17 protein-coding genes and 1 tRNA gene are annotated in these 14,369 nt (G+C 65.5%); 4 read left to right on the forward strand and 14 right to left on the reverse strand.

The annotated features are described in order from the left end of the window. Positions 1-13: 13 nt before the first annotated feature. From AC04MD_RS11210 to AC04MD_RS11235, 6 genes are all read right to left on the reverse strand, one after another. Entirely contained in the window at positions 14-844 is an 831-nt protein-coding gene (locus AC04MD_RS11210; protein WP_475497351.1) for an ABC transporter permease, read from the reverse strand. Then, positions 844-2,028, reverse strand: a complete 1,185-nt coding sequence (locus AC04MD_RS11215; RefSeq protein ID WP_475497352.1) for a cystathionine gamma-synthase — start codon at positions 2,026-2,028, stop codon at positions 844-846. Before AC04MD_RS11215 ends, AC04MD_RS11210 begins: the two co-directional genes overlap by 1 nt. 98 nt (positions 2,029-2,126) lie before the next feature. Further along, a complete protein-coding gene (locus tag AC04MD_RS11220) occupies positions 2,127-3,497 on the reverse strand; it encodes a pyridoxal-phosphate dependent enzyme (protein WP_475497353.1) in 1,371 nt (456 codons plus the stop codon). A 113-nt stretch (positions 3,498-3,610) separates the two neighbouring features. Continuing rightward, positions 3,611-3,829, reverse strand: coding sequence for an HP1242/YdcH family protein (locus AC04MD_RS11225; protein ID WP_062358358.1), 219 nt, complete (start codon positions 3,827-3,829; stop codon positions 3,611-3,613). A gap of 356 nt (positions 3,830-4,185) precedes the next feature. After that, positions 4,186-5,058 (reverse strand): OmpA family protein, encoded by an 873-nt coding sequence (locus AC04MD_RS11230; protein ID WP_475497690.1) that lies wholly within the window; start codon positions 5,056-5,058, stop codon positions 4,186-4,188. Positions 5,059-5,075: 17 nt separating this feature from the next. Next, on the reverse strand, positions 5,076-5,471 hold the full coding sequence (locus AC04MD_RS11235) for a DUF4398 domain-containing protein (protein WP_475497354.1): 396 nt from the start codon (positions 5,469-5,471) through the stop codon (positions 5,076-5,078). Positions 5,472-5,564: 93 nt separating this feature from the next. Here AC04MD_RS11235 and AC04MD_RS11240 point away from each other — a divergent pair, with 93 nt between their 5' ends. After that, entirely contained in the window at positions 5,565-6,704 is a 1,140-nt protein-coding gene (locus AC04MD_RS11240; RefSeq protein WP_475497355.1) for a PilT/PilU family type 4a pilus ATPase, read from the forward strand. Between the two features lie 69 nt (positions 6,705-6,773). On the opposite strand, the gene maiA is transcribed toward AC04MD_RS11240, so the two are convergent. The 6 genes from maiA to rplM form a co-directional block, all read right to left on the reverse strand. Further along, positions 6,774-7,433 (reverse strand): maleylacetoacetate isomerase, encoded by a 660-nt coding sequence (gene maiA, locus AC04MD_RS11245; protein ID WP_475497356.1) that lies wholly within the window; start codon positions 7,431-7,433, stop codon positions 6,774-6,776. 98 nt (positions 7,434-7,531) lie between these two features. Then, complete coding sequence (locus AC04MD_RS11250; protein ID WP_475497357.1) at positions 7,532-8,521, reverse strand: fumarylacetoacetate hydrolase family protein; 990 nt, start codon at positions 8,519-8,521, stop codon at positions 7,532-7,534. A gap of 63 nt (positions 8,522-8,584) precedes the next feature. Next, positions 8,585-9,322, reverse strand: coding sequence for a 2OG-Fe dioxygenase family protein (locus AC04MD_RS11255; RefSeq protein WP_475497358.1), 738 nt, complete (start codon positions 9,320-9,322; stop codon positions 8,585-8,587). Between the two features lie 77 nt (positions 9,323-9,399). After that, a tRNA-Gln gene (locus AC04MD_RS11260) sits at positions 9,400-9,474 on the reverse strand. A gap of 33 nt (positions 9,475-9,507) precedes the next feature. Then, on the reverse strand, positions 9,508-9,900 hold the full coding sequence (gene rpsI / locus AC04MD_RS11265; protein WP_056879499.1) for a 30S ribosomal protein S9: 393 nt from the start codon (positions 9,898-9,900) through the stop codon (positions 9,508-9,510). Positions 9,901-9,902: 2 nt separating this feature from the next. Beyond that, on the reverse strand, positions 9,903-10,331 hold the full coding sequence (rplM, locus tag AC04MD_RS11270; protein WP_055936916.1) for a 50S ribosomal protein L13: 429 nt from the start codon (positions 10,329-10,331) through the stop codon (positions 9,903-9,905). Between the two features lie 191 nt (positions 10,332-10,522). On the opposite strand from rplM, the gene coq7 reads away from it, so the two are divergent. Continuing rightward, on the forward strand, positions 10,523-11,164 hold the full coding sequence (gene coq7 / locus AC04MD_RS11275) for a 2-polyprenyl-3-methyl-6-methoxy-1,4-benzoquinone monooxygenase (RefSeq protein WP_475497359.1): 642 nt from the start codon (positions 10,523-10,525) through the stop codon (positions 11,162-11,164). Between the two features lie 28 nt (positions 11,165-11,192). Here coq7 and sugE read toward each other — a convergent pair whose 3' ends face one another. Together sugE and speD are read right to left on the reverse strand one after the other, a co-directional pair. Continuing rightward, positions 11,193-11,513: a quaternary ammonium compound efflux SMR transporter SugE gene (gene sugE / locus AC04MD_RS11280; RefSeq protein WP_475497360.1), complete on the reverse strand. Its 321-nt coding sequence runs from the start codon at positions 11,511-11,513 to the stop codon at positions 11,193-11,195. A 178-nt stretch (positions 11,514-11,691) separates the two neighbouring features. Next, on the reverse strand, positions 11,692-12,486 hold the full coding sequence (speD, locus tag AC04MD_RS11285) for an adenosylmethionine decarboxylase (protein ID WP_055936923.1): 795 nt from the start codon (positions 12,484-12,486) through the stop codon (positions 11,692-11,694). A 186-nt stretch (positions 12,487-12,672) separates the two neighbouring features. Here speD and crp point away from each other — a divergent pair, with 186 nt between their 5' ends. Both crp and AC04MD_RS11295 read left to right on the forward strand, forming a co-directional pair. Then, positions 12,673-13,359 carry a cAMP-activated global transcriptional regulator CRP gene (crp, locus tag AC04MD_RS11290; RefSeq protein ID WP_225583680.1) on the forward strand — a complete coding sequence of 229 codons (687 nt, stop codon included), beginning with the start codon at positions 12,673-12,675 and terminating at the stop codon, positions 13,357-13,359. Positions 13,360-13,615: 256 nt separating this feature from the next. Continuing rightward, a complete protein-coding gene (locus AC04MD_RS11295) occupies positions 13,616-14,365 on the forward strand; it encodes a sulfite exporter TauE/SafE family protein (RefSeq protein ID WP_475497361.1) in 750 nt (249 codons plus the stop codon). The last annotated feature ends 4 nt before the right edge of the window (positions 14,366-14,369 follow it).

Below are 14,369 nucleotides of genomic sequence, written 5' to 3' on the forward strand. Positions count from 1 at the left end.
CCCATTGTGTGACTTAAAGGACGTCGGCGAATCCACGTCGCATCCGCTGGAACACCCAGTAGCCAATCACGGCAACCAGCATGCCCAGCAAGGTGTACTTCCCGAGCCGCAGCCAGTCTGGCGTTCCACTCAGGATCAACACCACGCGCGACTGCTCAATGAAGAAAGTCAATGGATTCGCTTCGATCCATGGACGGTAGCGCTCCGGCATCGCGGTGATCGGATAAAACACCGGCGACAGGAACAGCAGCACCGTGGTCAACACAACCGTAATCTGTCCGATATCGCGAACAAACACGCCGATCGCCGCCAGCATCCATGCCACACCCATGCTTATGAGTATCAGCGGAAACAACACAACCGGAAAGAACAGCACCGAAAATGTCACGCTGTGCTTAAGGACAACCTGGGCAATCAGCAGTACCAGGAGGCTGACCGCCGTATGGAAGATGGCCGAGCCCATCGCCACCCATGGCAGGATGTCGAGCGGGAAAACAACACGCTTGACGTAGTTGACGTTCGCGAGAATCAGTGTTGGCGCGCGATTGATGCATTCGGCGAATAGTCCATGCACAAGAATGCCGCAAAACAGAAAGATCGCAAACTCACTCTTTCCTGCGTCATCACCGCCCCATCGCGCCTGGAATACGACGGAAAAGAAGAAAGTGTAGACGGCCAACATCAGCAGCGGATTGAAGAACGACCACGCCAGGCCTATTACCGACCCGCGATAACGGCTGATCACTTCGCGCCGCGTAAGCTGAAGAATCAAGTTTCGGTTCGACCACAGGCTCTTCAACAGCGCCCACGGCGAGCCCGAGCGATACATCGAGATCGCCGCCATTACAGAAAACTCTGCGAGAGATCGGCTCGCAGGTCTTCCTGAGCCTCCACGCCAACGCTAAGGCGCACCAACCCATCAACAATTCCGAGCTTCTCACGCCGCTCCACCGGCACGGACGCATGCGTCATGACGGCCGGGTGATTCACCAGGCTCTCCACTCCACCGAGCGATTCCGCAAGCGTGAACAACCTCGTGTTTTCGCAGAAATTCTTCGCAGCTTCGAAGCCACCCTTCAAGACGATCGAAATGATCCCGCCGTAGCCGTGCATCTGGCGCGTGGCGAGCGCATGCTGCGGGTGTGAAACGAGACCGGGATAAATGACCTTCTCGATAGCAGGATGCGTTTCCAGCCACTGTGCCAACGCCAGCGCGTTCTCGCAGTGCGCCTTCATCCGCAGGTGCAGTGTCTTCAGCCCACGCAGGGCGAGGAAGCTGTCGAAAGGACCCTGTACTGCACCGATGGAGTTCTGCAGGAAGGCCATCTGCTCCGCGAGCTCGGCATCGCCGCCAACCACCACCATGCCGCCGACCATGTCGGAGTGACCGTTGAGGTACTTGGTGGCGGAATGCATCACGATGTCGGCGCCCAGTTGCAGCGGACGCTGCAGGATCGGTGACGCGAACGTGTTGTCGACCACCACGCGCAAGCCATGCCTGTGGGCGATCTCGCAGATGGCGGCGATGTCGACGATCTTGAGCATGGGGTTGGTCGGCGTTTCCACCCAGACCATTCGCGTTTCCGGCCGGATCGCGGACTCGAAAGCGGCAAGGTCGGTCATGTCGACGAAGCTGAAGTCCAGTGCGGCAGTACGCCTGCGTACCCGCTCGAAAAGCCGGTAGCTGCCGCCGTAGAGGTCGTCCATGGCGATGACATGGCTACCGCTGTCCAGCAGTTCCAGCACCGTCGATGTCGCGGCCATGCCGGATGCAAAAGCGAAGCCGCGGCTGCCGCCTTCCAATGCCGCCACGCAACGCTCGTAGGCGAATCGCGTGGGATTGTGGGTACGCGAGTACTCGAAGCCCTGATGGACGCCCGGACTGCTCTGCGCGTAGGTGGACGTCGCGTAGATCGGCGGCATGACGGCGCCGGTGCTGGGATCGGGCGACTGTCCGCCGTGGATGGCCAGCGTGCCCAGCGCGAGATCGCCGGGCTCCTCGCTGGCGAGGGAAGGATGTTTCGCCATGTTTCTGGGTCCTTGAAGCAGCCGGTGATTCTACCAGCCGGGTCTTAACGTATCGTCCTTGCCCCGCCGCCCTCCCCTGTGAACGGCGGGATTGCCGCCTACTGTGCGCGGCGTCGCAGGTAGTTGAGGAGGTCGATGCGGGTGATCAGGCCAAGGAAGGCATCGCCGTCCGTGATGATGGCGACCTGGCCGCGGTCGAATACCGGCAGCAAGGCTTCGATCGGCGACCTGACATCCAGACGGTCCAGCTTGCTGACCATGGCCGTGGAGACCGGGTCGCGGAAGCGGGCCTCATCGCCATACACATGCAGCAGCACGTCGCTCTCGTCCACGATGCCGGCCAGACGATCGCCTTCCATGACGGGCAACTGCGAGACGTCGTACAGCTTCATTCGCTGGTAGGCCGTCGTGAGCAGGTCGGTCGGGCTGACGACCACCGTGTCGCGCTGGCTGTAGGGTCGCAGGATCAGGTCGCGCAGATCACCGTACTGAGGGCGATCAATGAAACCGTTGTCCAGCATCCAGTAGTCGTTGTACATCTTGGACAGGTACTTGTTGCCGGTGTCGCAGACGAACACCAGCACCTTCTTGGGCGTGGTCTGCTCACGGCAGTACTTCAGCGCCGCGGCCAGCAGGGTGCCGGTCGACGAGCCCCCCAGGATGCCCTCCTTCGCCAGCAACTCGCGGGCGGTGTGGAAGCTTTCGCCGTCGCTGATCGCATAGGCCTTCTTCACCCGGCTGAAGTCCGAGATCTGCGGCAGGAAATCTTCGCCGATGCCTTCCACCAGCCAGCTGCCCGACTTGGTGCTCAGGACACCCTCGTTGATGTACTGGGTCAGGATCGAGCCGACCGGATCGGCCAGCACCATCTCGGTCTGGGGCGAATGCTCGGCGAAGCAGCGCGACAGTCCGGTCATGGTGCCGGAGCTGCCGCACCCGAAGACGATCGCATCCAGTTCGCCATCCATCTGCCGCAGGATCTCCGGCCCTGTACCGAATTCGTGCGCCGCCGGATTGTCCGGATTGCCGAACTGGTTGATGAAATACGCGCCCGGCGTTTCGCGCGCGATGCGCTCGGCCAAGTCCTGGTAATACTCCGGATGTCCCTTGGCCACGTCGGACCGGGTGAGGATGACTTCGGCGCCCATGGCCTTCAGGTTGAAGATCTTCTCCCGGCTCATCTTGTCCGGGACGACCAGCATCAGCTTGTAGCCCTTCTGCTGGGCCACCAGGGCCAGACCGATGCCGGTATTGCCGGCCGTGCCTTCCACCAGGGTCGCGCCGGGCTTGAGGTCGCCGCGCTTCTCGGCCGCCTCGATCATCGACATCCCGATGCGGTCCTTGATGGACCCGCCGGGGTTGGCGCTCTCGAGCTTGAGGTAAAGGGTGCAGAGCCCGGTGTCGAGGCGCTTGGCCTGGACGATCGGCGTGTCGCCGATCAGCTCGAGTACGGAAGAGTGGATCGCCATGCGGCCGTGCATCCGGTGCGGTACAGGCCCGGATTATCGCACTTGGGTGACGCGGACGGCGACGGCCGACGAGGAGGCCGCCGCCGCCCGCGACGAGAAAGCTCAGGGGAGGGTCAGTGGGGCTTGGCGTCGTAGATCCGGAGCAATCGCTCCTTGGCGTACAGCTTCTCGCGCTTCATCTGGCCGAGCAGGGTGTCGTCGATGGGCAGCACGCCGAGTTCGGCGTCTGTGACCTTCTTGTCGAGCTCGCGGTGGCGCTGGTACAGCTGCTTGAACTCCGGATCGGCCTTGATGAGTGCATCGATGTCGGACTGCGGTTGACCTTCGAACATGATCATTACCTCCTTCAGCGGAAATACGAACGCCCCGGCCTTCACAGGCACGGGGCGTTGGCTTGGGAGCGGAGCATCGGGCCTGTGACGCGAGAACTTCCCACCGGAATGCCCGCTGCTGCCTGCTTGCCGGCGGCGGTCTCTTGCGGGATGGGGACGGGCGTCATCGGGTCGATTCTCCGGTGAGCCAAGCGACGGGAGCCGCTTGGGTATACGACCCTACTCCTCGATTTCCGGCCCGGCAAGGGTCGACCCAAGTCATTGATTTCTTGGACAAACCCCGCAAAGGCGGGCATTCAGGCTACCCACTGCAAAGCCACCGGAGTTCGTTCAACCGGCTGATTTACAAGACGAAATCAGTGCGTGACGATGATATCCAGCGCACGCGCCTTGCTGCCGGTCCCTTTTGCGGCGCTCTGCAGGCGCGATTTTGGGATGCCTGCGGCCACCAGGGCGTCGCGGAGCGCATCCGCACGGCGCTGGCCAGGCGTCTGGCTGTCGCCATACCCCTCGACCCGGGCACGGGCCTTGGGATTGGCCTGCAGGTAGGCCGCCAGAGCCTTCGCGCTGGTGCTGCCGCCGGCGGACAACGTGGCCGACCCGGCACCGAAGGCGTCGGCCCCCAGCGTGAAGACCTCGCCACGCGCCTCGAACTTGGAGGCAGGCAGTTTGGCGCCGGAGACGAGTTCGGCCTCTTCGCGGGCCAGCTTAAGCTCGCGCTGGCGCGCCGCACTGAGGCGGTTCGCCTGCTGGCCGGCGACCGTGTCCAGCGTGGTCTCCGCTTCCTGGCGCGCCAGGGCTTCGGCCTCCGCCGCCAGGCGAAGGCGCTCGGTTTCCTCGGCCTGGATCTGCGCCTGCACGCGCAGGCGCTCAGCCTCGCGACGGGCCCGCTCGGCTTCCCGGCGACTGGCTTCCACCAGCAGTTCGCTGCGTGTCCGGTCCAGCCGGTCCGCATCGCGGCGGGCGGCCTGCGCGCGGGCGGCGGTTTCGGCGATCTCGACGCGACGCTCCGCGATGTACTGCGCCGTTTCGCGCTGGCTGCGACGCGCCTTGTCGAAGGCAGTGATGGCGTTCTGCGCCTGCAGCTTCTCGTAGGCCGCCAGCTCGGCGAGTGCCGGATCGGCCTGCAGGGCAGACAGGCGCTGGTTCAACTGCACCACCACCGGGTTGTCGGCCGCTGTGGCCGTCGACGATGCGGTCAGGGCGAGGACCAGGGCGGCAGACAGCATCCTCATGCGAGAAGCGCTCATCGCTTGCCCTCCGTGCCGATCTGCCGTTGCAGGTCGGCGATCTCCGCCTTGCGCTGCGCCACTTCGGCCGAGGCCACGGCTTCCTGGCTGCGCGCACGGGCCAGATCGGCATCGACTGCGGCACGCTGTGCGAGGTCCAGCGTCTTCTTCTTGTCGCGGGCGGCGTGCGCCGCCTGGGCCTGCGCCAAGGCCTGCCGCGCGGCAGCGAGCGGTTCCGGTGCGTACTGGTCCGCATCGGCCTGGTCGGCACGCTGCACCGCCTGCACGGCGGCCTCAAGCTCCGGCGTCAGCGCGGTCTGCGCGAAAGCAGGGCTGCCCGACAGGGCGAGTGCCGCTACTGCGGCGGCCATCACATGCAGGGGCCTGCGGAAGTGTGCGAAGCTAACGATCATTGGGGTGCCGTGACGTTGAGGGGTGCGCGCGGCCATTGTCGGAAGCCTTTGGCGCCGTTGCAACGTCGCCGCGCATCGTGGGGAGCTTTGCATATGGACATCGGCTATTTCCTGAAGCTGATGACCGAGAAGAACGCCTCGGACATGTTCCTTACGACCGGGGCGCCGGTCTACATCAAGATCGAGGGCAAGCTCTACCCGCTGGGCAACACCGGGTTGCCGCCCGGCATGGTCAAGAAGATCGCCTACTCGCTGATGGACGAAGGCCAGGTGCCGGTGTTCGAGCGCGAACTCGAGCTCAATATGGCCATCGCCCTGCAGGATGCCGGCCGCTTCCGCGTCAATGTGTTCAAACAGCGCGGCGAAGTCGGCATGGTCATCCGCGCCATCCGCAGCGTGATCCCGACCATCGAGGAGCTGAACCTGCCGCCGGTGCTGAAGGACATCATCATGACCCCGCGCGGGCTGGTGCTGATCGTCGGCTCCACCGGCTCGGGCAAGTCGACCTCGCTGGCCTCGATGATCGACTACCGCAACACCACCAGTACCGGCCACATCCTCACCATTGAGGATCCGATCGAATACCTGCACAAGCACAAGCAGTCGATCGTCAACCAGCGCGAAGTCGGCCTGGACACCCACGCCTTCCACAACGCGCTGAAGAATGCGATGCGCGAGGCGCCGGACGTCATCCTGATCGGCGAAATCCTGGACGCCACCACGATGGAGGCCGCGATCGCCTTCGCCGAGACCGGCCACCTGTGCCTGGCGACGCTGCACTCGAACAACGCCGACCAGACCATCGAGCGCATCCTCAACTTCTTCCCCGAGAGCGCGCACAAGAACGTGCTGATGAATCTGGCGCTGAACCTGCGCGCCGTGGTGTCGCAGCGCCTGGTGAAAGGCGCCGACGGGCGCCGGATGCCGGCGGCGGAAGTGCTGATCAACACCCCGATGATCCGCGACCTGCTGCGTCGCGGGCAGGTGCACGAGATCAAGGCCGCGATGGAGGAGTCGCTGGAGGAAGGCATGGAGACCTTCGACCAGTGCCTGTTCCGCATGGTCAAGGAAGGCCAGATCGAGCAGGAAGAAGCGCTGCGCGCCGCCGACTCGCGCGATGGCCTTGCGCTGAAGTTCCGCCTGTCGGAAGGCAGCAAGGGCGAGCACGACCCCTACGCGGACTACGACACCGGCGGCAGCAGTTCCCCGCGCATCACCCACGGCTTCGGCTGAGAGCGACCGACACATTGCTGCGGCCTGGACGGGCGGGGAAATCCGCCCGTTTCCATTTGTCTCCGCCGGTCAGGCGTTGGCGTCAGGCTGGCGCTCGGGGCGTGCCAGGTCGAATGCCGGCAGCGCCAGGCAGGCCTGCTCGATGCGGACGATGGTCGGGAAGGCACTCATGTCCACGCCGAACCGGCGCGCGTTGAACACCTGCGGCACCAGGCAACAGTCCGCCAGGCCCGGCGCCTGACCGTGGCAGAAGGCACCGGTCGCGGCATCGCCGGCCAGCAACGCTTCCATTGGCGTGAAGCCCTCCACGATCCAGTGCTTCACCCAGTCGTCGCGCTCGGGCTGGGGCACGTTCCAGGTGTGCTCGAAGTGCTGCAGCACACGCAGGTTGTTGAGCGGGTGGATGTCGCAGGCGACCATCAGGGCCAAGGCGCGCACGCGGGCGCGGTCGCGGGCCGTCATCGGCAACAGGCGCGGTGACGGCCAGGCTTCGTCGAGGTACTCGAGGATGGCCAGCGACTGCCGGATCACCCGCACGCCATGCTGCAGCGTGGGCACCATGTGCTGGGGATTCTTGGCGACGTAGTCCGGCGCGTGCTGCTGCCCGCCGTCCCGGACCAGGTGCACGGGAACGGTCTCGTAGGCCAGACCCTTGAGGTTCAGGCCGATGCGGACGCGATACGCGGCGCTGGAGCGCCAGTAGGAATACAGCTTCAGTTGCTCAGCCATGCAAGCCGCTCCCCGCGGTTTGCGTCTTCGAATGCCCGGAATCCACGTCCATGCCTGCCCTGCTCCGTCCAGGGTTCACACTGGGCCCGGGCGCGCCTTCAAGGCAAGGGTTGCGGCTCGATCCGCTGCTCGATCGCGCCAAAAATGGAACGGCCGTCACGGTCCGTCATTTCGATGCGGACCACGTCGCCGAAGCTCATGAAGGGCGTGGACGGCTTGCCGTCGCGCAGCGTCTCGACGGTGCGCTTTTCGGCAAAGCAGGACGCGCCCTTGGAGGTGTCCTCGTTGGCGATGGTCCCGGAGCCGACGATCGTGCCGGCCGACAGCGGCCGCGTCTTGGCCGCGTGTGCGACGAGCTGGGCGAAGTCGAACTGCATGTCCACGCCCGCCTCAGGCGCGCCGAACCACTCGCCATTGATGTGCGTGACCAGCGGCAGGTGCACCTTGTTGTCGCGCCAGGCGTCGTCCAGCTCGTCCGGCGTCACGAACACCGGCGACAGCGCCGAGCGCGGCTTGGACTGCAGGAAACCGAAGCCCTTGGCCAGTTCGCCCGGGATCAGGTTGCGCAGCGACACGTCGTTGACCAGGCCGATCAGCTGGATGTGGCCGGCGGCCTGGGCAGGCGTCACCGCCATCGGCACGTCGTCGGTGATCACCACGATCTCGGCTTCCAGGTCGATGCCGTAGTCCTCGCTGACCACTTTCACCGGATCGCGCGGGCCGTAGAAGGCGGCACTGGTGGCCTGGTACATCAGCGGATCGGTGTAGAAACTCGCCGGCACCTCTGCCCCGCGTGCGCGGCGCACGCGCTCCACGTGCGGCAGGTACGCGCTGCCGTCGACGAATTCGTAGGCCCGCGGCAGCGGTGCTGCGAGCGCCTGCAAGTCGATGTCGAACGCGCCATCCGCATCGCCGGCATTCAGCGCCTCGTACAGCGCGTTGAGGCGCGGCGCGGTGTTGCTCCAGTCCTCCAGCGCGCGCTGCATCGTCGGCGCGATGCCAGTGGCACGTACGCCACGGGCCAGATCGCGCGATACGACGATCAGCGTACCGTCGCGACCACCTTCCTTCAGGGAACCCAGCTTCATCGGAACTCCAGATGCCGGCGCCCACGCGCCATGGTTTCAATTGTAACGAAAGATGTGCCGCAATCAGCCCGTCGCCAGATCGCCCTGGAAACCATCCTTGCGGAAGGTCAGCACCAGCGTATCGCGGTGGCCCTGCCCGTCCAGCGGCTGGATCGGCGTGGACTCGTGGATGACCCGCTCGTCGTCGAGGAACAGTAGCGACCATGGCGCCTCCAGCGTGAAACGCTGGCCGTCCGGCCCGGCGGCGGCGAACACCCGGGTTTCGCCCCCCTTGATCCCCTGGCGCCCCAGCAACAGCACCGCGACGAAATCGACGCCGTCGCGATGCGCACCCTCCGGCGTCGGCCGGCCGATGCCGTCCGTGGTGTCGATGCGGAACTGGTGCGCCTCGACGTACCAGGGGCGCTCGCCCTTCAGCACCGAACACCAGCGCCCCAGGCCCATCAGCAGGCGCCGCCAGGCCGGATCGTCCACGACGGCCGGCTCGATCGGCTCGAACCAGCGCTGCATGCCACCGTGCAGGGCGTTGTAGTCCAGCGATTGCCAGTGCGCGCGATGCGGCACCTGCTGCAGATCGTCGGCATCCGCGACGAAGCAGGAATGCCGCCGCCGCCGGTAGCGACCACCATCCTTGAGGTAAGCGTCCACTTCCAGCCGATCCCAACTGGACAGCAGCGCGTCCAAGGCATTGAGCTTCGCGTCCACGGCGTCGGCCATGGCACGCGGCTCGAGCACGGCATAGCCGCGTTCCTGCACGCGGCGCACGGCCTCGTCGGCGGGACAGAACGGAGGTTGGAACATCGCGACCATCGGCATGACCCCTCAACGCAAAAACCCGCCAGAGGCGGGCTTTTGCGGATGTCCAGTGGACGTCAAATTGGCAGCCCCGGATGGATTCGAACCACCGAATGCCTGAGTCAGAGTCAGGTGCCTTACCGCTTGGCGACGGGGCTGTGTAACCAGTGACGCGTAGTGTAGCGCGTCTGTTAGCGCTTGGAGAACTGCGTGGCGCGACGCGCCTTGTGCAGACCGACCTTCTTGCGCTCGACTTCGCGCGCATCGCGGGTCACGAAGCCTGCCTTGCGCAGTTCCGACTTCAGCGTTTCATCGTATTCCACCAGCGCGCGGGCGATGCCCAGGCGGATGGCACCGGCCTGGCCGGTGATGCCGCCGCCGGTGGTCGTCACGGTGATGTCGAAGGTTTCGGTGTTCTTGGTCAGCTCCAGCGGCTGGCGCACGATCATGCGGCCGGTTTCGCGGCCGAAGAACTCGTCCAGCGGACGACCGTTGACCGTGATGTTGCCGGAACCCTTGCGCAGGAACACGCGGGCGGTGGAGGACTTGCGACGGCCGGTGCCGTAGTTCTGAGTGATAGCCATGATTAGATGTCCAGGACCTGCGGCTGCTGAGCGGCGTGCGGATGATTCGGGCCGGCGTAGACCTTGAGCTTGCGATACATGTCGCGGCCCAGCGGACCCTTCGGCAGCATGCCCTTCACGGCGGTTTCGATGACGCGTTCCGGGTGGCGCTCCAGCGCCTGCGCCAGGGTCTCGGTCTTCAGGTTGCCGATGTAGCCGGTGAAGCGGTGGTACTTCTTGTCGGCCAGCTTGTTGCCGGTGACGTGGATCTTCTCGGCATTGATCACGACGAGGTAGTCGCCGGTGTCAACGTGAGGGGTGTAGACGGGCTTGTGCTTGCCGCGGAGGCGGCGTGCCAGCTCGGTGGACAGGCGACCGAGGGTCTTGCCTGCTGCGTCGACGACGTACCAGTCGCGCTGGACGGTCTCTGACTTGGCGGTAAAGGTGCTCATGTGGATCTCGTGTGTCTGGTCGGGCGGATTCCGCGGTTTCCCGGGCGGAACTTTGCCACGCGTTGTGAAGGGTGAAACGGAAGAGGCGGGATTGTACGGGGCCTTGCCGCAGTGCGCAACCCCGAGGAAACCCCGGCCCGCCGGGGCTTCCAGGGCAGACGCAGGGTCCGCCGACGCGGCACAATGACCCCATGACTACGCGGACCTTCTCGCCCCTCGATCACTGGCTGGTGGAAGCGCAGCGCGGCCTGGATACCGTTTTCGGCAATCCGCCCGCCCGCCGGGCCAATCCAGCCGGAGACACCCCCGAGGTGACCCTGGAGCCGGACGAACATCGCCATGCCGCCGGCCTGATGCGCATCAACCATGTCGGCGAGGTCTGCGCCCAGGGCCTGTACTTCGGCCAGGCGGCCGTCGCCCGCGACGACGCCACCCGCGCCCACCTGCTGGACGCCGCCCAGGAGGAGACCGACCACCTCGCCTGGTGTGCGGACCGCCTGCGTGAGCTGGACAGCCGCCCCAGCCTGTTCAACCCGCTGTGGTACGCCGGCAGCTATGCCCTCGGCGCCCTCGCCGGCCTGCGCGGCGACGGCTGGAGCCTGGGCTTCGTGGTCGAGACCGAGCGCCAGGTGGAGGCCCACCTGGACGAGCACCTGGGATCGCTGCCCCCCGCCGACCTGCGCAGTCGCGAAATCCTCAAGGTCATGAAGGCCGACGAGGCGCGCCACGCCGACCATGCGGAACAGGCGGGCGCGCGCATCCTGCCCCAACCGATCCCGACACTGATGGCCGGCGCTTCGAACCTGATGAAGGCCGTCGCGTACAGGCTCTAAGGCGTGCAACAGCGGGCCCGGGTCCGCCCTACGACGCGGACACCAGCTTCAGGCCGACGATGCCGGCCACGATCAGGCCGATGCACGCCAATCGCGCCGCGGTGGCGGGTTCCTGGAACAGCCACATGCCGACGAACGCGGTACCGACCGCGCCGATGCCCACCCAGATGACGTATCCCGTACCCAGCGGGATGTGCTTCAGCGCGACCGCCAGCAGCCAGAAGCTGGCCCCCGCCGCGACGGCGGTGACCACGCTGGGCACCAGCCGACTGAAGCCCTCCGAATACTTCAGGCCCACGGCCCACACCACTTCCAGCAGTCCCGCCACCACCAGATAGACCCACGCCATACGTCACCTCCTCAGGTTATGCCCGGGCCATAACGCGAAACGGCCCGGAACTCGCGTTCCGGACCGCCGTCGGTCCTGATGCGCGGCTTGCGCCGCGGGCGGGTCGTCCCGCCGCTTGTGTGGGCAGACTAGCGCGGGCCACCCGAACCGGATGTAACCCGCGCCCGTCGCCAACCCCTCATTCCGGCAGGTTGCGCCCGTGGTACAGCTCTTCGATCTCCCGCTTCAGGCGCGCCTCGATCTTCATGCGCTCCTTGAACGACAGGTTCTTGGCCTTCTCCTCGAACAGGTAGTTGTCGAGGTCGAACTCCTTCAGGTGCATCTTCGTGTGGAAGATGTTTTCCTGGTAGACGTTCACGTCGAGCATCTCGTAGCGCGACTTGATGTTCTTGGCCAGGAAGTCCTGGATCGAATTGATCTTGTGGTCGATGTAGTGCTTCTTGCCCTTCACGTCGCGGGTGAAGCCGCGCACCCGGTAATCCATGATGACGATGTCGGATTCCAGGCTTTCGATCAGGTAGTTCAGCGCCTTCAGCGGCGAGATCACGCCGCAGGTCGCCACGTCGATGTCGGCGCGGAAGGTCGCGATGCCGTTGTCCGGATGGGTCTCCGGATACGTGTGCACCGTGATGTGCGACTTGTCCATGTGCGCCACCACCGCATCGGAGATGATCTCCTTGCCCGCATCCTTCTTGTCGATCACCGGCTCCTCGGAAATGAGGATCGTCACCGACGCACCCTGCGGGTCGTAGTCCTGGCGGGCCACGTTCAGGATGTTGGCGCCGATGATCTCCGCCACATCCGTCAGGATCTGGGTGAGGCGATCGGCGTTGTATTCCTCGTCGATGTACTCGATGTAGCGGCGGCGCTCGTCCTCGGACGAGGCGTAGCACACGTCGTAGATGTTGAAGCTCAGCGCCTTGGTGAGGTTGTTGAAGCCTTGCAGCCGCAGGCGAGGCAGGGGTTTTACCACGGCGGTGGTCCCTCTCAGGGGGTGTCGGATAAGGGGGCGGATTATGCGCCATAGCGGGTGACAGTGAAATGTCCGTGGCCCGCCCGTCGGTACACCGTCACATACTGGCCCAGCCCTTGCATGGCCTGCGTTTGCCGTCGGCTACGTATTCGGACTAAGCTTCCTGAATTACAAGCCGTGACCACCATGAGCCCAGGCATCCCCCTTTCAGCCCCCGCTCGCCCCGCCGCCAGCCCCCTGACGCCGGACAACGCCACGCTTGAGCGCTTCCTGGCCCACAGCCACAGGCGTCGCTACCCGGCCCGCGCCGACGTGTTCCGCCCGGGCGACCCGGCTGGCACGCTCTATTACGTGGTCAGCGGCTCGGTCAGCATCATCACCGAGGAAGACGACGATCGCGAGCTGGTCCTCGGCTACTTCGGCTCCGGCGAATTCGTCGGCGAAATGGGCCTGTTCATCGAGTCCGACCGCCGCGAGGTCATCCTCCGCACCCGCACCCAGTGCGAACTGGCGGAAGTGAGCTACGAACGCCTGCACCAGCTGTTCCTGGGCACGCTGTCGGCCGACGCGCCGAAGCTGCTGTACGCCATCGGTGCGCAGCTCTCGCGGCGTTTACTGGACACCAGCAGGAAGGCCAGCCGCCTGGCATTCCTGGACGTCACCGACCGCATCATCCGCACCCTGCACGACCTGGCCCGCGAACCGGAAGCCATGAGTCATCCGCAGGGCACGCAGCTGCGCGTATCGCGCCAGGAACTGGCGCGCCTGGTCGGCTGCTCGCGCGAAATGGCCGGCCGCGTGCTGAAGAAGCTGCAGGCCGATGGCGCCCTGCACGCACGCGGCAAGACCGTCGTGCTGTACGGCACCCGCTGATCGCGGATCCCGGAGCGCGTGCGGCCGGTCTTCCGGCTTGCCGCACCCGCCAGTCGGCCCCGGGCGGCGCACCGCTCGGCCAGTAAATAAGGCCGTCCTGCGGTCTTGTCCCGGCCACCCCTGCCTCTCATCGCGCTCACGGTTTCGCTGGCATGGCCGCTCGGAACGGCCCCAAGCTCGGCGAAGCATGAAGAAGTCCACCCTGTATCCTGCTTCCTGATAGCCACGGCGCCCCACGCCGGCTGGAAACCTCGGGATGGAATTCGGCAGCGAGTTCGTCTGGTTTGTCCTTATCGGTCTTGGCGCGCAATTGGTGGACGGCGCGCTCGGCATGGCGTTCGGGCTGATCTGCTCGTCGATCCTGCTCAGCATGGGCCTGCCACCTGCTGCGGTGAGCGCCAGCGTGCATGCGGCCGAAGTGGTCACCACCGGTGTCTCCGGCGCCTCGCATGCTTACTTCCGCAACATCGACAAGCGCCTGTTCTGGCGCCTGACGATCGCCGGCTCCGTCGGTGGCGCGATCGGCGCCTACGTGCTGACGAAGTTGCCCGGCGATGCCATCCGGCCGTTCGTCTACCTCTATCTGCTGGCGCTGGCGGTGCTGATCCTGGTGCGCTCCTTCGGCCGCTGGGTGCCGCGCGAACAGGTCAAGCGTGTGCCCGTGCTCGGATTCTTCGCCGGCCTGCTCGATGCCACCGGCGGCGGTGGCTGGGGTCCCCTGGCCACGTCCACCCTGCTCGCCCGCGGCGGGCAGGCGCGCACGACCATCGGCACCGTCAGCGCCTCAGAATTCGTGGTGACGCTGGTGGTGTCGATCACCTTCATCCTGACCATCGGCCTGGACCATCTGGAGATCGTGCTCGGCCTGCTAGTCGGCGGCGCCATCGCCGCGCCGTTCGCGGCGTGGTTCGTGCGGCACCTTCCGGAGCGGATCGTGCTGAAGGTGGTCGGCCTGCTGGTGCTGTGCATCAGCCTGTACCAGATCGGACGTGCCTGGCTCACCTGAAGCC

The organism is Pseudoxanthomonas sp. LjRoot206 (genome assembly GCF_056175725.1).